The 17,286-nt window shown below is 72.0% G+C and carries 15 protein-coding genes; 10 read left to right on the top strand and 5 right to left on the bottom strand.

The genetic code is table 11. The annotated features are described in order from the left end of the window. The first annotated feature begins 141 nt into the window (after nucleotides 1–141). From hmgA to AB0G20_RS36695, 3 genes are read left to right on the top strand one after another with little or no spacing between them, the layout of a single operon-like run. Nucleotides 142–1,494, top strand: a complete 1,353-nt coding sequence (gene hmgA / locus AB0G20_RS36705) for a homogentisate 1,2-dioxygenase (RefSeq protein ID WP_361310466.1) — start codon at nucleotides 142–144, stop codon at nucleotides 1,492–1,494. Between the two features lie 26 nt (nucleotides 1,495–1,520). Further along, complete coding sequence (locus AB0G20_RS36700) at nucleotides 1,521–2,270, top strand: GntR family transcriptional regulator (RefSeq protein WP_361310463.1); 750 nt, start codon at nucleotides 1,521–1,523, stop codon at nucleotides 2,268–2,270. A gap of 26 nt (nucleotides 2,271–2,296) precedes the next feature. Continuing rightward, on the top strand, nucleotides 2,297–3,454 hold the full coding sequence (locus AB0G20_RS36695) for a type ISP restriction/modification enzyme (protein WP_184844390.1): 1,158 nt from the start codon (nucleotides 2,297–2,299) through the stop codon (nucleotides 3,452–3,454). Here AB0G20_RS36695 and AB0G20_RS36690 read toward each other — a convergent pair. Then, entirely contained in the window at nucleotides 3,451–4,167 is a 717-nt protein-coding gene (locus AB0G20_RS36690; protein ID WP_361310461.1) for a TetR/AcrR family transcriptional regulator, read from the bottom strand. The genes AB0G20_RS36695 and AB0G20_RS36690 overlap by 4 nt on opposite strands. Before the next feature lie 63 nt (nucleotides 4,168–4,230). Between AB0G20_RS36690 and AB0G20_RS36685 the strand changes: the two genes are divergently transcribed. Together AB0G20_RS36685 and AB0G20_RS36680 are read left to right on the top strand one after the other, a co-directional pair. Then, a complete protein-coding gene (locus AB0G20_RS36685) occupies nucleotides 4,231–5,196 on the top strand; it encodes an ATP-binding cassette domain-containing protein (RefSeq protein ID WP_361310458.1) in 966 nt (321 codons plus the stop codon). Continuing rightward, nucleotides 5,193–5,975, top strand: a complete 783-nt coding sequence (locus AB0G20_RS36680) for an ABC transporter permease (protein WP_361310456.1) — start codon at nucleotides 5,193–5,195, stop codon at nucleotides 5,973–5,975. Before AB0G20_RS36685 ends, AB0G20_RS36680 begins: the two co-directional genes overlap by 4 nt. 178 nt (nucleotides 5,976–6,153) lie before the next feature. Here AB0G20_RS36680 and AB0G20_RS36675 read toward each other — a convergent pair whose 3' ends face one another. The 3 genes from AB0G20_RS36675 to AB0G20_RS36665 form a co-directional block, all read right to left on the bottom strand. After that, nucleotides 6,154–6,420: a hypothetical protein gene (locus tag AB0G20_RS36675; RefSeq protein WP_184844402.1), complete on the bottom strand. Its 267-nt coding sequence runs from the start codon at nucleotides 6,418–6,420 to the stop codon at nucleotides 6,154–6,156. A gap of 126 nt (nucleotides 6,421–6,546) precedes the next feature. Further along, a complete protein-coding gene (locus AB0G20_RS36670; RefSeq protein WP_361310453.1) occupies nucleotides 6,547–7,365 on the bottom strand; it encodes an anti-sigma factor in 819 nt (272 codons plus the stop codon). Further along, nucleotides 7,362–7,904: a sigma-70 family RNA polymerase sigma factor gene (locus tag AB0G20_RS36665; RefSeq protein ID WP_030850800.1), complete on the bottom strand. Its 543-nt coding sequence runs from the start codon at nucleotides 7,902–7,904 to the stop codon at nucleotides 7,362–7,364. The genes AB0G20_RS36670 and AB0G20_RS36665 overlap by 4 nt, the downstream gene beginning before the upstream one ends. 227 nt (nucleotides 7,905–8,131) lie before the next feature. On the opposite strand from AB0G20_RS36665, the gene AB0G20_RS36660 reads away from it, so the two are divergent. From AB0G20_RS36660 to AB0G20_RS36645, 4 genes are all read left to right on the top strand, one after another. Beyond that, the gene (locus AB0G20_RS36660; protein WP_361310449.1) at nucleotides 8,132–9,664 is read left to right on the top strand and encodes a DUF4331 domain-containing protein; all 1,533 of its coding nucleotides are present in this window, start codon (nucleotides 8,132–8,134) and stop codon (nucleotides 9,662–9,664) included. A gap of 103 nt (nucleotides 9,665–9,767) precedes the next feature. Continuing rightward, nucleotides 9,768–11,276 carry a tetratricopeptide repeat protein gene (locus tag AB0G20_RS36655; RefSeq protein ID WP_361310446.1) on the top strand — a complete coding sequence of 503 codons (1,509 nt, stop codon included), beginning with the start codon at nucleotides 9,768–9,770 and terminating at the stop codon, nucleotides 11,274–11,276. Beyond that, nucleotides 11,273–12,862, top strand: coding sequence for a nickel transporter (locus AB0G20_RS36650; RefSeq protein WP_361310442.1), 1,590 nt, complete (start codon nucleotides 11,273–11,275; stop codon nucleotides 12,860–12,862). Before AB0G20_RS36655 ends, AB0G20_RS36650 begins: the two co-directional genes overlap by 4 nt. Before the next feature lie 114 nt (nucleotides 12,863–12,976). After that, on the top strand, nucleotides 12,977–14,626 hold the full coding sequence (locus AB0G20_RS36645) for a serine/threonine-protein kinase (RefSeq protein WP_361310439.1): 1,650 nt from the start codon (nucleotides 12,977–12,979) through the stop codon (nucleotides 14,624–14,626). A 4-nt stretch (nucleotides 14,627–14,630) separates the two neighbouring features. On the opposite strand, the gene AB0G20_RS36640 is transcribed toward AB0G20_RS36645, so the two are convergent. After that, entirely contained in the window at nucleotides 14,631–15,437 is an 807-nt protein-coding gene (locus AB0G20_RS36640) for an SGNH/GDSL hydrolase family protein (RefSeq protein WP_361310436.1), read from the bottom strand. 338 nt (nucleotides 15,438–15,775) lie between these two features. On the opposite strand from AB0G20_RS36640, the gene AB0G20_RS36635 reads away from it, so the two are divergent. Beyond that, complete coding sequence (locus AB0G20_RS36635) at nucleotides 15,776–16,981, top strand: S8 family peptidase (RefSeq protein ID WP_361310433.1); 1,206 nt, start codon at nucleotides 15,776–15,778, stop codon at nucleotides 16,979–16,981. The last annotated feature ends 305 nt before the right edge of the window (nucleotides 16,982–17,286 follow it).

Genomic DNA, 17,286 nt, shown 5'->3' with positions numbered 1-17,286 from the left:
AGAACACACGTCCGGCCCGGCGGATCGTTCTCAAGTCGGGTTCCGGTCATCCGCGAAGAGGATGCCGCGCGCCCCTCTTGCGTCGGGGAAATCGCAATCCTACGGTACTGCATAGGAATCAACCGCAAGGGAGCAGCGATCATGGGCGATGGGGGCACCACCCGCGCGAGCGAGTTCGAGCGTGGGGGAGCGCGGAAGACCGCCGAAGGGCTGACCTACCTCTCCGGCTTCGGCAACGAGCACAGCTCGGAGGCCGTCCCGGGCGCACTGCCCGAGGGCCGCAACTCACCCCAGCGTGCCCCGCTGGGGCTGTACGCGGAGCAGCTGAGCGGTTCGGCGTTCACCGAGCCACGGGCGCACAACCGCCGCTCCTGGCTGTACCGGATCCGCCCGTCGGCCGCACACCCGGCGTTCACCCGGACCCACAACGGCTCGGTTCGCACCGCCCCCTTCACCCAGACCGTGCCCGACCCCAACCGCCTGCGCTGGAACCCGCTGCCCGACCCGGCGCCCGAGACCGACTTCCTGGCGGGCCTGTGGACCCTGGGCGGCAACGGCGACGCCACCCAGCGCACCGGCATCGCCGTCCACCTCTACGCGGCCAACGCCTCGATGGACCGGGTGTTCAGCGACGCCGACGGTGAGCTGCTGATCGTCCCGGAGCGCGGCGGGCTGCTGCTGCGCACCGAGTTCGGTCTGCTGCATGTGGAGCCGGGACATGTGGCGCTGATCCCGCGCGGGGTCCGCTTCCGTGTGGAGCTGCTCGACGAGTCCGCCCGCGGGTATGTGTGCGAGAACTACGGGGCGCCCTTCCGCCTCCCCGACCTGGGCCCGATCGGCGCCAACGGGCTCGCCAATCCCCGGGACTTCCGCGCCCCCGTAGCCGCGTACGAGGACGTCGAGGGACCGGTGGAGGTGGTGAACAAGTTCTGCGGCAACCTGTGGACGGCCACCTACGACCACTCCCCCCTCGACGTGGTGGCCTGGCACGGCAACCACGTGCCCTACGTCTACGACCTGCGCCGCTTCAATGTGCTCGGCACCATCACCTACGACCACCCGGACCCGTCGATCTTCACCGTGCTGACGTCCCCGACGGACACCCCGGGCCTGGCCGGTGTCGACTTCGTGGTGTTCGCGCCGCGCTGGCTGGTGGGCGAGGACACCTTCCGCCCCCCGTACTTCCACCGGAACGTGATGAGCGAGTACATGGGCCTGATCGAGGGGGCGTACGACGCGAAGGCGGAGGGCTTCGTGCCGGGCGGCGGCTCGCTGCACAACATGATGTCGGCGCACGGCCCGGACCGGGAGACGTTCGACCGCGCGAGCGCCGCCGAGCTGAAGCCGCAGAAGATCGACGACGGTCTGGCGTTCATGTTCGAGACGCGCTGGCCGCTCACCCTCACCCCGCACGCCGCCCGCGCGGAACACCTCCAGCAGCGCTACGACGACGTCTGGCAGGGCCTCGAGCGGCACTTCCGCCCCTTGCACTGATCATTTCCTACCGGTACGGATGGCCCGTGACCTCCTTCGCCCCGGACTCCATCGTCCTGAACCGCAAGCTGCCGCTCTGGTACCAGGTGTCGCAGTCGCTGCGCGCCTCGATCCTCGGCCGCTCGCCCCAGGACCCGCTGCGGCTGCCCACCGAGGAGCAGCTGGCAGGGCACTACGGCGTGAGCGTGCTGACGATGCGGCAGGCGCTGAAGGAGCTGGAGGACGAGGGACTGATCTCGCGCCACCGCCGGCGCGGCACGTTCATCGAGCCGCACGCGCGCCGGGGTTCCCCGGTGCGCCTGCTCGGCTCGGTGGACGCGATCGTGGCCCAGCAGTCCGGCATGACGACCGAACTGCTGGACCACGGCAGCGCGCCCGTGCCGGGCGAACTCGCCGAGTTCTTCCCGGACGTGCGGGAGGTCTCGACGTACCACCGGCTGCGGAGCGACGAGAAGACCGGTGAGCCGACGAACCACGCCCGCAACTACGTGCGGCCCGAACTGGCCGCGCGGATCGCCCTGGACGACCTCGTCCGGTGGCCCATGACCAAGGTGCTGCGGGACGTGGTGGGGGCGGACATCAGCCGCATCACGGACACGGTGGAGGCGCGGCTGGCCGACCCGGAGACCTCGAAGCTGCTCCAAGTGCCCTTGCTGAGCCCGATCCTGCACTACACGGGCGTGACGTACGACGCCGAGGGACAGCCTCTGGATGTGGCCGTCATTCACTACCGCGGGGACCGGTTCTCCTTCTCGGTGACCCTGGACGCCACCTGACCCGCGTGTCGACGGCAGGTCGTACGATGCCCAGCGTGACGCACGACGACGCTCCGCCGCTGGCGGACCTCATGCCGTGGTCCGTCGCACCGCCGCGGCTCGGCCGGGGCTGGCCGGCGGCGCCCGACGCGGCGTCCCTGAAGGCCCGCTGGGACGCTCTGGTGAAGGCCGAGGGTCCCGACCGCGAGACCCTGTTCGAGCCGACCCGCTCGCGCACGCTGCGCTCGGCGGTCGGCCGGCTGCCCGGCCGGACCGGCAGCGGCGGCACGGAGAAGCTGGTGCGCGCCTCGGGGCCCTGCCCGGAGCCGGTGCGCGTCCTGCTCGCGCCCTACGACGAGCAGTGGCTGATCCCCGACCAGCGGCTGATCGACGCGGCCCGCCCGGAGCTGTGGCGGGTGGCCGACGAACGGCAGGTCTTCGTGGTGGAGACGCCCGAGGCCACCCCTCCCCTGCTCGTCACCTCGCTGCTCCCGCTGCACCGCCCCGGCCGGATCCGCCCGCTGTTCCGCCGCCCGGGGGGCCGCGAGCCGAACCTGGCCCCGGGCCTGCTGGAGCATCTCGGCACCCGCCTGGGCAGTGCCCCGCCGCCGCTGGACGTCCTGGCCTGGATCACGGCCACGGCCCGACCGGACCTCACCGTCCCGCTCACCGGGGACGCCGACGAGTGGGAACGCGGCCTTGAGCTGGGCCACCGGTTGCTGTGGCTGATGCGCCGCGACGGCGAACGCCCGAAGCTTCCCGGCGGCCGCCGCCCCTACGTCCGCGCCCCGCTGCCCTCCCGGCCCGTGACGCTGCGCTACGACCGGGACGAGGAAGCCCTGTTCCTGGACGAGGGCCGCATCTCGCCCGTGCCGCCGGAGGCCTGGGACTTCGAGGTGGGCGGAGTCCGTGTCCTCCAGCAGTGGTTCGAGACCCGTGTCGCCGTCCCCGAGCCGGGCACGCTGGCGGCGATCCGTCCCGCCACCTGGCCCCAGACCTGGACGTCGGAGCTGCTGGAGCTGATCACCGTCCTCGCGCTCCTGGCCGAGCTGCGCCCCCTGGAAGAGCCGGAACTCCCCGACCCGGTCACGGCGACGGACCTGCGCGAGGCCGGCGTCCTCCCGGTGCCGAACGCGGCCCGCCGGCCGGCCACCGTGCTGGAGGGGCCCGAGGAGGGCCCGGAGGGGCAACTGGCGCTGCTCTAACGCAGCTCGGGGTCGAAGGCGTCCAGGACGCGTTCGAGTGCCCGCCTGAACACCGCCTCCAGATCGACCGGCCCGCTCTGCTCCGTGAAGGCCGCGGTGAGCCGCGGGTATGCGCCGGTGGCGATCTGGCTGCCCAGGTAGGCCATGCGGACCGCGTTCTCCTCGTCCGCGGACCACGGCATGGAGCGGGTGCGTTCGGCGGTCGCGATGTCGTTCCCGGTGTACGTCGTCACGACGCCGTTGAGCAGCGCGACCAGCTCCGTCTTCGTGCCGGCCGGCACGTCGAGCGGTTCGAGGCAGGCCAGGCAGTGCTCCAGGTAGCGCAGGGTGTTCGGGCTGAAGCCGAACACCCCCGGCATCAGGCGCGGCACCCAGGTGTGGCGGTGCATGATGGCGCGCGTCTCCTGCGCGTTGCGGAGCATGTCGGCGCGCCAGTCGCCCGTGGGCTCGAACATCTCGTGCTCGGCACCGATGGCGTCGATCATCAGCTCGTACAGGTCCTCCTTGCGGGGGACGTAGTTGTACAGCGACATCGTCCCGCAGCCCAGCTCCGCGGCGACATTCCGCATGGTGACCCCGTCGAGCCCCTGCGCATCGGCGATCCGCACCGCCGCCGCCGCGATTTCGGCGCGCGTGAACGCCGGTTTCGGCCCACGTCCGGTGCGCTCGGGGCGCGCCCAGATCACTTCGGGTACGGCCGCTCGGCCCGCCATCGGTCATCACCTCGGCCACCATCCTAGTTACGTACAGCGTACGTAGTGCGCTATGGTCATGCCATGACTTCTACGTACGCTGTACTTAGTGAAGGTCTGGAGAAGCGGTTCGGGGAGGTCCGTGCCCTGCGGGGGCTGGACCTGGCGGTCGCCGAGGGGACGGTCTGCGGGGTCCTCGGGCCGAACGGGGCGGGGAAGACGACGGCCGTACGGCTGTTGACCACGCTGCTGCGGCCGGACGCGGGCTCCGCCCGTGTCGCGGGGCACGACCTCGTCCGCGAGGCCGCCGCCGTACGCCGCCGGATCGCCGTCACCGGGCAGGACACCTCGATCGACGGTGACCTCACCGGACGCCAGAACCTCCAGCTGTTCGGCCGGCTGCACCGGGTGCGCGGTCCGGCCTCCCGGACCGCGGAACTCCTCGACCGCTTCGGTCTGACCGAGGCCGCCGACCGCCCCGCGTCCACCTACTCCGGCGGCATGCGCCGCCGCCTGGACCTCGCGGCGAGCCTGGTCCGCCGCCCCGACGTGCTGTTCCTGGACGAGCCGACGACCGGCCTCGACCCGGTCAGCCGCACCCTCATCCGGGACGTGGTGCGCGGCCTGACCGCCGAGGGCACGACCGTGCTGCTCACCACGCAGTACCTGGAGGAGGCCGACCAACTGGCCGACGACATCGCCCTGGTGGACCGGGGCCGGGTCACGCACACCGGGTCTCCGGAGCAGCTCAAGTCGCTGGTCGGGGCGCACGCCGAGGTCGTCGTGCCGGACGCGGACGTCCTCGCGAAGGCCGCGGGCGTGCTCGACCGGCTGACGGGCGCACAGCCCTCGTTCGACCACGAGCGCAACGCCGTGGGCGCGGTCAGCAAGGACCCGACCCTGACGATCCCGCTGCTGGTGCGCGCCCTGGACACGGCGGGGGTGCCGCTGCTCGACGTGAGCCTGCGCCCGCCGACCCTCGACGACGTGTTCCTGCGCCTGACGGAGACCACGACCGGGACCACCGACGAGAAGGAGCGTGTCGCATGAGCGTGCTGGCGTACGACGGGACCGCGATGCTGGGCCGCCAGCTGCTGCGGATGCGGAACAACCCGGGGCTGCTGATCCTCACCCAGACGATGCCGATCAGCATGCTGCTGTTCTTCGGCTATGTCTTCGGCAGCGCGCTGGCGGTGCCGGGTGAGGCGTACCGGTCCTTCCTCGTGCCGGGCCTGCTGGTGGCGACCGCCTCGGGCGGGATCATGACCGGCATGTTCCAGGCGGCCCATGACACCCACCGGGGCGTGACGGACCGCTTCCGTACGCTGCCGATGAGCCGGGCGGCCGTGCCCCTGGGGCAGGCGGCGGCGGATGTGGTGGCCGCGGCCGCCGGGGCCGTGCCGTTCCTGCTGGTGGGCCTCGCCGTGGGCTGGCGGGTCGAGGGGAGCCCGCTCGAAGCGGTGGGGGCGTTCGCGCTGCTGATGCTGTTCCGCTTCGCGTGCACGTGGGCCGGGATCTACCTCGGCCTGCTCACCCGCAACGAGGAGGCGTCCGGCCAGTTGGGCGGTGCGACGTTCCTGCTGCCGCTGCTGTCCAGCGCCTACATCCCGACGCGGGGACTGCCGGACTGGCTGCGGACGATCGCCGAGTGGAATCCGATCAGCGCGGTGGCGACGGCCCTGCGGGACCTGTTCGGCAACTCGCCGGTGCCCGACGGGGCGGCCTGGCCGGTGGCCCACCCCGTCGCGGGGTCGCTCCTGTGGTGCGCCGTACTGCTCGGGGTGTTCGTGCCGCTCGCCGTGCGTCAGTACGCGCACGGGGAGCGGTGAACGGGCGGCCGGAACCGCGGACGTCGCCCCCGGTCACTGCCGGGCGGGGATGTGGCACCGACAGGGGGCGTGCCGCGCTCGGGAACACACCTGGCGCCGCTGCGTGCCGCGGGGATGACGGACGACGGGTGTCGCAGCGCCGGCGCCGGGGGCGGTGTGACCGCCCGAGCGCGGTCCCCTACCTGCTGCCGAACAGCGTGCGGCGCAGCCGGCGCAGCGGCGCGAAGAGCGAGACGCGACGCACGCGCGCACCCCTGCCACTGCGGTCGTGCGGCTGACGCGCGGTCAGTTCCCGCATCAACGAGGTCGCCTCGACCGTCTCCCGCTGGGGGACGGCAGGGCCGCCCAGCACCGAGAGGTGGCGGTCGAGGCGCGAACTGGTCGCGCTGCTCCCGCAGGTGATCGCAGGGACCCTGGCCCTGCTGCGCACTGTTATCTGATCCATGTCACTCCCCACCCGTACGAGTCCACCCGGCCCGGGCAGGTTAACCCTATCGCCCCGTCCGGGCACGCGTGTATCTCGGTCACAGGATTCACCTTCCCCATAAGGGGGTTGACGATGTATCTCCGATTACTCTCCGAATCCAACAGATTTCAGGGCGAGTTGGACGATCGGCTGGGTAGTGGGCCGCGGCGATCCCCCGTCGGGCTCGACGGTCACGGCCAGTGACGTCGCGGAGGTGCCCAGACCCGTTGCGACCAGGGGCGTGTCGCGCTCGAAGAGCCCGAGGGAGCGTGGTTGCGCGCCCGGGCGCATGAGCCACAACTGGTGCACGCGGCCGCCCGACGGGGCTCCGTATCCGCCGAGGGTGACCACCGCACTCCCCTCCGTGGCGGAAGCGATCACTCCGATCGTGCGCCCCCGCCCGTCCCGGCCACTGCTCGCACGGGCGTCCGGAGCCGCCAGAACGTGGGCGATCTCACGTGACCGATCTTGCTCGGCTGTCAGACGGTCCTGGGTCCGGTTCGCCTGCACGGCGAACAGCGAGGCGACGACGAGGGCCGCGGTGGCGGTGGCCGTCGCGAAGGGCACGAACAGCGGGATCCGGCGCCGTTGCCGCTGCCGCGGCGGCGGCTGGGCGCCCCACACGTGCGGCGGCAGCTGCGTCGCACGCGCCCGTGCCGGCTCGCGCCCCGCACCCTGCGGTGCCGGGTCCTGCGGAGTCGTCCGTACGGCGAGCATGACCCGGTCGCGCATCGCGGCCGGGGGCGGTGCGGTCGTGGACCAGGCCAGCCGGACGGCGTCCTCGGTCAGGGCGCGCACCTCGGCGGCGCAGCGGTCGCAGTCCCTCTGGTGCTTCTCGAAGCGGACCCGCTCCGGGGGCTCCAGGGCGTCCAGCGCGTAGGGCGCGGCGAGCGAGTGCAGGTCCTCGCGGCGGAAGAGGCTCATGCCACACCTCCCAGGCACTCGCGCATACGGGTCAGTCCGTCCCGCATCCGGGTCTTGACGGTGCCCAGCGGCAGGGAGAGCTGCTCGGCCACCTCACGGTACGTGTAGCCCTCGTAGTAGGCGAGGGTGACCGACTGGCGCTGCAGGACGGTGAGCCGGTCGAGGCAGCGGCGTACCCACTCGCGTTCGAGGCCGGCCTCGACCTCCTCGGTGACCTGGTCGAAGGCGGGCTGGTTCGCGCGGAGCGCCTCGCGCTGCTCGCGTTCCCCGGCCGCCCGGGCGCTGCGGACCCGGTCGACGGCGCGGCGGTGGGCGAGGGTGAGGATCCAGGACATCGCGCTGCCCCGGCCCGGGTCGAACTTCGCCGCGGACCGCCACAGTTCGAGCAGCACCTCCTGAGCCACCTCCTCCGACTGGGCGGGGTCGCGCACCACACGCCGTACGAGACCGAACACGGGACCGGACACCACTCCGTACAGCTCCTCGAAGGCCTTCTGGTCCCCACCTGCCACGAGCAGCAGCAGCTCGTCCGCCTCCACTCGGTCCCCCTCTCCGAGGCCGCACCGGGCCTGTCCCCTCACACGAGGCATTCGCAACGCACACACCTCCGGACGGTGTTACGGATCAGCGCGCCGAAAACGCGGGTCGCCCGGCGATGAAACAACTTCCCCGGCTCGCCGTAAGAACGTTTGAGATTCGACCAATCCGCTTCGCCGACCACTCCGAATGGCGTGTGTCAGGCAAGTTGGCACCGAGGACGGACGGCATGACACCTACCTTCAGGACCGGCGCGGGGCGCCGGAGCATCGCGACTGTGATCTGTGGTGCGCTGGCCACCGGCGGGCTCGCCGCCGCCGGTGTGACCGCGCTGGCACCTGAGGAGGCCTCCGCCTCCAGCCACCGCGAGGCCCCGCTGATCTCGGGAACCCCCCAGTACGACAACACCGACGTGTACGCGTTCGTCAGCCCGGACAAGCCGGACACGACGACCATCGTCGCGAACTGGATCCCCTTCGAGGAACCGGCCGGCGGGCCCAACTTCTTCACGTTCGCCGAGGACGCCCAGTACGACCTGCGCATCGACAGCAACGGTGACGCGAAGGAAGACCTGGTCTTCCGGTACACGTTCAAGACTCATACGAAGAACGACAAGACGTTCCTGTACAACACGGGCCCGGTCGAGAGCCTCGACGACCCCGACCTGAACATCACGCAGACGTACGACCTCGAACTGATCAAGCTGCGGAACCTGAAGGCCGTGTCGAAGACCAAGGTCGCCGACGACGTGCCGGTGGCGCCGTCGAACGTCGGCAAGGCGTCGATGCCGGACTACAACACCCTGCGCAAGCAGGCGGTCCACAAACTCGCCGGCGGCGCCCAGACGTTCGCCGGGCAGGCCGACGACCCGTTCTTCCTGGACCTGCGCGTCTTCGACCTGCTGTACGGCGGGAACCTCTCCGAGGTCGGCAACGACACCCTCAAGGGCTACAACGTCAACTCGATCGCCCTGCAGGTCCCCAACAGCTTCATCGCCGAGTCGCACGAGCAGCCGGTCGTCGGCATCTGGTCGACGACCCAGCGCAAGAACGCCCAGGGCTACTTCGCGCAGGTCTCGCGCCTCGGCAACCCGCTGGTCAACGAGGTCGTCAACCCGCTGAAGGACAAGGACAAGTTCAACGCGTCCACGCCGCGGGACGACGCCCAGTTCCTGAAGAACGTCACCAACCCGGAGCTGCCCAAGCTCATCGAGGCGATCTACAAGATCCCGGCGCCGGCCGAGCCGCGCAACGACCTGGTCGACGTCTTCCTCAAGGGCGTCAAGGACCTCAACCAGCCGCCGCACGTGACGCCGTCGGAGCAGCTGCGGCTCAACACCTCGATCAAGCCGGCCGCGAAGCCCAAGCGGCTGGGTGTGCTGGACGGTGACAACGCGGGCTTCCCGAACGGCCGTCGCCTCACCGACGACGTGATCGACGCCTCGCTCCAGGTCGTCGAGGGCGAGCTGCTGGGCGCGAAGAACGACCTCGGTGACGCGGTCGACAAGAACGACAAGAAGTTCGAGAAGGCCTTCCCGTACGTCGCTCTGCCGACGGAGGGTTCGCGCGGCCCGCTCGCCAAGGGTGTGGACGGCGGCAACGACGTCCGCAGCCAGCTGGGCGACGCGCTCCAGCCGGCCGGCGCGGAGGGTTCGGACAACATGCGCCTGATGGCCGCCTCCGCCGGGGCCGGGGCGGGCGGCATCGTCCTGATCGGCGCGGCGCTGATGTGGTGGCGCCGCATGCGGAACCGGGCGTACTAGACCCGCTCCGCTCCCACCGACTGGCGCGGCCCGTTCCCCGTCCCCCACGGCGCGGGCCGCGCCGCCGACTCCCGCACCAGCACATCCCGATCGAGGAGAGGTCATGCCTCCGCGTACGACCGACAGCACACCGGCCAGGCGCGACGACGACCGAGCGCCGTCGACGGACCCGGAGCACCCGGAGCCCGAGATCGCCGGGGAGCGGGACGGTGGTTCGGCTGAGCCCGGCGCCGGCCAACGGGTCGCCGCCGTGCGGCGGGCCGCCGACGGGGGACGTCGGTGGCGGACCCTGCATCTGGCCGGGTGTGCCGTGCTGCTGGCGGTCGCGGTGACCGGTGGGGCCATCGCGGTCGGGGGCGTGCAGGACCGCGGGGCCGGTGTCGATGCCGTGTCGGCGCCCGGGGCGTTGTCGCCCGGCGATCTCGCCCGGGGGGATCTCGACGCGGGGATCGCGTCCCTGCAGAAGCATCTCCGGGCCCAGCCGAGGGACTTCGGCAGTTGGGCCACCCTCGGGGTCGCCTACGTCGAGCAGGCCCGGACGAAGGGCGACCCCTCCCGGTACCCGCAGGCCGAGCGCGCCCTGAAGCGGTCCCTCGGACTGGAGCCCGGCAACGACCAGGCCCTGGCCGGGCAGGCCGCCCTCGCCGCCGCCCGCCACGACTTCCCCGGCGCCCTGGCCCACGCCGACCGGGCCCTGAAGCAGAACCCCTACAACGAACGCGCCCTGTGCACCCGTATCGACGCCCTCGTCGAACTCGGCCGGTACGACGACGCGGCCGAGGCCGCCGGGACCGCCGACGACAGGCGCCCCGGTGTGCCCGTCTTCACGCGGTACGCGTACGTGCACGAGCTGCGCGGCGACGTCCGCACGGCGCGTGAGGTGCTGGAGCGCGCCCTGAGCTCGGCCGGCGCGCCCGCGGACGTCGCGTACGTCGCCACCGCCCTCGGGCAACTCGCCTGGAACCAGGGTGAGTACAAGACGGCCCTCGGCCACTACGCCCGTGCCCTCGCCGCCGACGACGAGTACCTGCCCGCCCTGGAGGGCCGCGCCCGCGCCCAGGCCGCGAGCGGTGACCGGGCGGCCGCCGTGAAGGGGCTGGAGCAGGTCGTCGCCCGGTTCCCGCTGCCCGGCCCGCTCGTCGCCCTCGGCGAGCTGTACGAGGACCGCGGTGCCGACGGCGACCGGGCGAAGGCCGGCGACCAGTACGCCCTCGTCGACGCCTGGACGGCCCTCGCCCGCGCCGGCGGCGTCAACGCCGACCTCGACTCGGCCATGGCCGCCGCCGATCACGGCGACGAGAAGGAGGCCCTGCGCGCAGCCCGCGCCGAGTGGGACCGCCGCCACAGCGTGCACACCGCCGACGCCCTCGCCTGGGCCCTGCACGTCAACGGCCGTGACGAGGAAGCCCTGCCGTACGCCCGCCGGGCGACCGCCACCGGTTACCGCAACGCCGTCTTCCTCTACCACCGCGGTGTCATCGAGCGCGCCACCGGCGACGAGCGCGGGGCCCGCGCGCATCTGAAGGCCGCGCTGGACCTGAACCCCGGCTTCTCGCCCCTGGGCGCGCGCGAGGCCCGTACCGCACTCAAGGACCTGGAGGGGAACCGGTGACCCTGCGCCGGCTGTTCGCGTCCGGCGCCGCCGTCCTCACGGCCGCCTGCGCGCTCACCCTGCTGCCCGCCGCCACGGCGAGCGCCCACCCGCTGGGCAACTTCACCGTCAACCGCTACGACGGCCTGGTCGCCGCCCCCGGCGAACTGCGGGTCCACCACGTCGAGGACCTCGCCGAGATCCCAGCGACCCAGGCGGCGCCGGACATCGAGCGGCTGGGCATCGCCATGTGGGCCCGGGAGCGGTGCGCCACGGCCGCCGAGGACAGCCAGGCGACCGTCGACGGACGCGGGGTCGCCCTCACTGCCGAGCGCAGCCGCGCGCGCGTGCGGCCCGGGCAGGCGGGGCTCGACACCCTCCGTGTGGAGTGCGAGCTGACCGCTCCTCTCCCGTCGGGCGAGAAGACCCTGGCCCTCGGCTTCCGCGGTGCGGGCGCCTCCAGCGGCCCGGGCTGGCGGGAGATCACGGCACGGGGCGACCGTATGACGCTCGCTGCCTCGGACGTGCCGGAGAAGTCGATATCGGCCGAACTGACCAGCTATCCCGAGGAGTTGCTGTCCTCCCCGGCCGACACCGCGTCGGCCGCCCTGCGGGTGCGCCCCGGCGGCGCGGCCCTGGCCGAGGGGGACTCGGACGCCCCCGCGGCCTCCGTGCTCCCGCGCGGCGCGGACCGCTGGACACGTGCCCTGGACGACCTGGTGGCCCGGCAGGACCTCACCGCCGGCTTCGCCGCGCTGGCCCTCCTCATCGCCGTCGTCCTGGGTGCGATGCACGCGCTCGCCCCGGGCCACGGCAAGACCATCATGGCCGCGACGGCGGCGGCCCGGGGCGGCCAGGCCCGGATGAAGGACGTCCTGCCCATGGCCGCCTCGGTGACCGTCACGCACACCTTGGGCGTGGTCGCCCTGGGTCTGCTGGTCACGGCCGGCTCGGCGGCGGCGCCCTCGGTGATCGCCTGGCTCGGTGTCGCCAGCGGCATCCTGGTGACCCTGGCGGGCGCAAGCCTGGTCCGACGCGCCCTGCGCCACCGCGCGCACACCCACCCGCACGGCCCTCATCACGACCACGGCAGCCACACCCACACCCACGACGGCCACACCCACGACCACGATCACGACCACGCGCACACCCACGATCACGATCACGACCACCCGCACGACCACACCCACGATCACGATCACGGTCACCCCCACGCGATCGAGCACACCCACGGCGGTTTCACCCACAGCCACGCCGTCGCCCCCACCCTGCGCGGCACGATCCTCATGGGCTTCGCGGGCGGGCTCGTGCCCAGTCCGTCCGCCGTGGTGGTGCTGGTCGGCGCCGCCGCACTGGGGCAGGCCTGGTTCGGCCTGCTGCTCGTCGTCGCCTACGGCGTCGGCCTGGCGCTCACCCTCACGGCCGCCGGGTACGCCGTCGTCAAGGCGGGCAGCGGCATGACCCGGCTCCTGGACCGGCGCCCCCGCTGGACGGCGGGCCCGATGGCGGCCCTGGTGCGCCGGACCGCCCCGCTCGGCTCGGCCTTCGCCGTGGTGGTTCTCGGGGCCGGACTGGTGTTCAAGGGGGCGGCATCCGCACTCGGCTGAGTTACGTTCGACAGACATCGGACGTCAGGAGAAAAGCGGACGTCGTGAGGAAAACCGACCTCATGGGGAAAACACACCCCATGGAGATTTCGCCCGGCTGCGAATGGGGGCGCCGTGTTCGAAGAACCGGGCCATGAGCGTGTGATCGCGGGCCGCTACCGGCTCCTGGCACCGCTCGGCGAGGGCGGCATGGGGACGGTGTGGCGCGCCCGCGACGAGGTGCTGCACCGCGAGGTCGCCGTCAAGGAGGTGCGCGCCCCGGCCGGACTGGCGGGCGACGACGTGCAGCGGATGTACGCGCGGCTGGAGCGGGAGGCGTGGGCGGCGGCCCGGGTCTCCAACCGCAACGTGGTGACGGTGTACGACGTGGCGACGGACGACGGCCGGCCGTGGATCGTCATGGAACTCGTCCGCGGCCTCTCCCTGGCGGAGGTCCTGGACGCCGAGGGCCCGATGACACCGCAGCGTGCCGCGCACATCGGCGCCGAGGTGCTGGCCGCGCTGCGGTCCGCCCACGAGGCCGGGGTACTGCACCGCGACGTGAAGCCGGCCAACGTGCTGATCTCGAACGACGGCCGGATCGTGCTCACCGACTTCGGCATCGCCATGGTCGAGGGCAGCTCCGCGCTGACCATGACCGGGGAGGTCATCGGCTCGCCCGAGTTCCTCGCCCCGGAGCGGGCGCTCGGCCGTAGGCCGGGCCCGGAGTCGGACCTGTGGTCGCTCGGGGTGCTGCTCTACGCGGCGGTCGAGGGCCACTCCCCCTTCCGTCACGACACCCCGCTGAGCACGCTGCGGGCGATCGTCGACGAGGAGCTGCCGCCGCCGTACCGGGCCGGTCCGCTCGCCCCGGTGATCGAGGGGCTGCTGCGCAAGGATCCCGAGCAGCGGCTGCCGCCCGAGCGTGCCGAGGAGGATCTGCGGGTCGTCGCCGCCGGCGGCGCGCCGCGGGCGGACACCACGCGGGCGGTTCCGTTCCCTCCGACGGTCGCGGGCCACCCCGCGCCCGCTCCCACGCCCCCGATGCCGTTCCCGGGCCGGTCGGCGGCGTCCGGTCCGACCGCGACCACGACGGCCACGGGCCGGGACGGGGACCGCAGGGCCGGACGGGTGCTGGTCGCGGGCGTGATCGCGCTGGCGCTCGCGGTGGGCGGGCTGACGTACGCGCTGCTGAACAACGGCGACGGCTCGGGCGGCAACGACCAGGGGGCCGGGGACAGTACGCCCACCGCGACCAAGAGCCCGCCGCGGAACACCGGGACCGAGAAGTCCAGCCCGTCGCCGTCCCCGAGCAGGACGAAGGAGAGCACTCCGCCGCCGCAGTCGGTGCGGGTCGCCCTGGAGGGCCGGCGCACGGACTACTCGGGCACGTGTCCGCCGCCGAACGCTCAGGCGCCCGAGTTCACGGCGACGCTCACGGTGGGGCGGCTGCCGGCCGAGGTGAGTTACCGCTGGGTGACGCAGGACGGCCAGGTGCTCGACGGGGGCTGGAAGACACTGTCGTTCCCCGACGGCGGCGGCCGTGCGAAGCAGGATTCGGTGCGGGTGACGACCGAGGCGGAGTCCGGGACGTTCGAGAACGAGATCGGCGTCGAGGTGCGGGAGCCGGTGCGGACGACGTCCGAGTCGGTGCCGTTCTCGGTGACGTGCGAGACGGAGACCCCGACGGACGGGGTCTCCCCTTCTCCTTCCGGTACGGACCCGGACCCGGACCCGGGCTCGGGCTCGAATTCGGACTCGGACTCGGACTCGGACTCCGGCTGAGCGGTCAGTCGTTGGCGTTGAGCACGGGCAGATAGCCGCCCGACTGGCCGGGTGCCTTCGGGTGGTACGAGTCGCCGATGTTGAGCCAGCTGACGCTGTGCAGCCAGGAGTCGCCGGAGCAGATCTCGTGGCCGGTGAAGGTGGTGCGTACGTCGCCGAAGGCGAAGCCGTGGTTCGCGGCGCGCTTGGCGAGGGCGGTGTTGAGGTGGTCTGAGGCGTCGTTGATGGCCTTGCGCTTGGTCTCGGACAGACCGAGGCAGGTGGCGCCGAGCTTGTAGAAGCGGGGGTAGCCGAGGACGACGACCCGGGCGGTGGGGGCCTTGGAGCGGATGGCCGAGTACACGCTGTCGAGCTTGCCGGGCAGCGTGGAGTCGACGTACGCCCGGGCGGTGTTGATGCGGGAGACGCAGGCGCTGTCCGACTGGGTCACACAGGTCGTCATGACGTCGGCGAATCCGGCGTCGTTGCCGCCGACGCTGATCGAGACGAGGGCGGTGGAGGCGCTGAGCGGGGCGAGCTGACTCGCCAGAACATCACCCGTTCGGGCGCCCGAGCAGGCCGTGAAGTCGAAGGTCGAGGGTGAGTGGGCGGCGGCCCAGAGGTAGGGGTAGGCCTTGGTGCTGCGCTTGCAGTCGCCGCTGGAGCTGATGTAGCTGCCGGCTCCGACTCCGGAGGAGTAGGAGTCACCGAGCGCCACATAGCCGCCGGTTGCGGCGAGTGAGGACGCCTGCGCCGTCGCTGCCCCGGTGAGGGCGGTGCCGACGGCGAGGAGGAGCGAGCTCACGAGGACGACAAATCGGGAACGTCTCATGGAACCTCCCTTTAGCAGGATCTCTGCCACAACCGTCGTAGCAGCTACGCGTGTTGACAGGAAGTGTCCATGCCAAGCCTTTTCGGCCTTTCGTGAATGCGCCCGGCTTGTTCACAGCGGGTTGTGTTACACGCCCACCTCCTGTTGTTGCGCGTGCATGACAAATTTGTTGACTGATGCTCAACTCCCTTGTTCTACGCCGGTAGTTGGCCGACGCTTTACTCCGGCCGAGAGCGGAACGCGACGCTCCCTGGCCCGTGTGCGCGAGCACGCGCACATCCCCCACAGAGCGCGCGCCCCACCCAGGCGTGCGCCGCCTAGAGGAGGACTCCCTCGTAATGGCACAACTGCGTAGCAAGAGACTCGGGTTCGCCGCACTCACCTCGCTGGCGACCGCCGCCCTCGTGGGCGGGCTCACTGCCCTTCCCGCCCAGGCCGCACCCGCCGAGGGCCGGGTGCTCGCCGCGGACTCCCCGACCGCGATCAAGGACAGCTACCTCGTCACGCTCAAGAAGAGCGCGGGCCTGAAGGCGTCCTCGGCCGCGGGCAAGGAGCTCGTGAAGGAGTACGGCGGCTCGGTCGAGAAGACGTTCGGCAAGGCGCTGAACGGCTACTCCGCCACCCTCTCCGCGACCGAGGCCCGGCAGCTCGCCGCCGACCCGGCGGTGGCCTCCGTCGAGCAGAACCAGCGCGTCACGCTCGCCGCCACCCAGACCAGCGCCCCCTGGGGCCTGGACCGCATCGACCAGGCCTCGCTCCCGCTCTCCGGCACCTACACCTACCCGGACAGCGCGGGCAGCGGTGTGACGGTCTATGTGATCGACACCGGTGTCCGCATCACCCACCAGCAGATCAGCGGCCGTGCTTCCTACGGCTACGACGCCGTCGACGGCGACACCACCGCCTCCGACGGCAACGGCCACGGCACCCATGTGGCCACCACGATCGCGGGCTCGACCTACGGCGTCGCCAAGAAGGCGAAGGTCGTGGGCGTGCGGGTGCTGAACAACAGCGGCTCCGGCACCACGGCCGGCGTGATCGCGGGCATCGACTGGGTGACGCGGAACCACTCCGGCCCCTCGGTCGCCAACATGTCGCTGGGCGGCGGCGCCTCCGCGACCCTGGACACGGCGGTCCGCAACTCCATAGCCAGCGGCGTCACCTACGCCGTCGCCGCGGGCAACAGCAGCACCACCGCCTCCTCCTCGTCGCCGGCCCGGGTCGCCGAGGCGATCACGGTCGGGGCCACCACCAGCACCGACGCCAAGGCGAGCTACTCCAACTACGGCTCCGTCCTGGACATCTTCGCGCCCGGCTCCTCCATCACGGCCGGCTGGCACACCGGCGACACCGCCACCAACACCATCTCCGGCACCTCGATGGCGACCCCGCACGTCGCGGGCGCGGCGGCGGTCTACCTGGCGGGCCACACCTCCTCCACCCCGGCCCAGGTGGCCACGGCCCTGGTGAACGGCGCCGTCACCGGCAAGGTCACCAGCGCGGGTTCGGGCTCGCCGAACCGGCTGCTGCAGATCGTGCAGTGACCGACGCCCGCACCGGCACCTGAACACACGTTCCCCGGAGGCCCTGATCGCCTCCGGGGAACGCATGTTTATGCGAAGGGAACTCGCAACTTGCGTCGCACAAGATGTCTCTCGCAACGAACAAACCAACAAAAACGTGAGAGGCCGTTCCAGGTCTTGCCATACGGGTTCAATCGTCAATACCGTCATACATCTCACCCGCATCGGTCCGTCAGTACGCGGCTCTAGGGGAGGGCTCAAGGACCGCGACGTACCGGCGCGGGGCGCGGTAGGGGGGTGCCGTGCTCGGTGATCGCAACTGTCTC

The organism is Streptomyces sp. NPDC024017 (assembly GCF_040638895.1).
Lineage (GTDB): Bacteria > Actinomycetota > Actinomycetes > Streptomycetales > Streptomycetaceae > Streptomyces.
This window is presented reverse-complemented; position numbering and strand designations above follow the sequence as displayed.

Excerpts from the sequence above, each read along its gene's own strand:
- hmgA (WP_361310466.1), top strand. The coding sequence starts at position 142 with ATGGGCGATGGGGGCACCACCCGCGCGAGCGAGTTCGAGCGTGGGGGA.
- AB0G20_RS36695 (WP_184844390.1), top strand. The coding sequence starts at position 2,297 with ATGCCCAGCGTGACGCACGACGACGCTCCGCCGCTGGCGGACCTCATG.
- AB0G20_RS36690 (WP_361310461.1), bottom strand. The coding sequence starts at position 4,167 with ATGGCGGGCCGAGCGGCCGTACCCGAAGTGATCTGGGCGCGCCCCGAG.
- AB0G20_RS36685 (WP_361310458.1), top strand. The coding sequence starts at position 4,231 with ATGACTTCTACGTACGCTGTACTTAGTGAAGGTCTGGAGAAGCGGTTC.
- AB0G20_RS36680 (WP_361310456.1), top strand. The coding sequence starts at position 5,193 with ATGAGCGTGCTGGCGTACGACGGGACCGCGATGCTGGGCCGCCAGCTG.
- AB0G20_RS36675 (WP_184844402.1), bottom strand. The coding sequence starts at position 6,420 with ATGGATCAGATAACAGTGCGCAGCAGGGCCAGGGTCCCTGCGATCACC.
- AB0G20_RS36670 (WP_361310453.1), bottom strand. The coding sequence starts at position 7,365 with ATGAGCCTCTTCCGCCGCGAGGACCTGCACTCGCTCGCCGCGCCCTAC.
- AB0G20_RS36660 (WP_361310449.1), top strand. The coding sequence starts at position 8,132 with ATGACACCTACCTTCAGGACCGGCGCGGGGCGCCGGAGCATCGCGACT.
- AB0G20_RS36655 (WP_361310446.1), top strand. The coding sequence starts at position 9,768 with ATGCCTCCGCGTACGACCGACAGCACACCGGCCAGGCGCGACGACGAC.
- AB0G20_RS36640 (WP_361310436.1), bottom strand. The coding sequence starts at position 15,437 with ATGAGACGTTCCCGATTTGTCGTCCTCGTGAGCTCGCTCCTCCTCGCC.
- AB0G20_RS36635 (WP_361310433.1), top strand. The coding sequence starts at position 15,776 with ATGGCACAACTGCGTAGCAAGAGACTCGGGTTCGCCGCACTCACCTCG.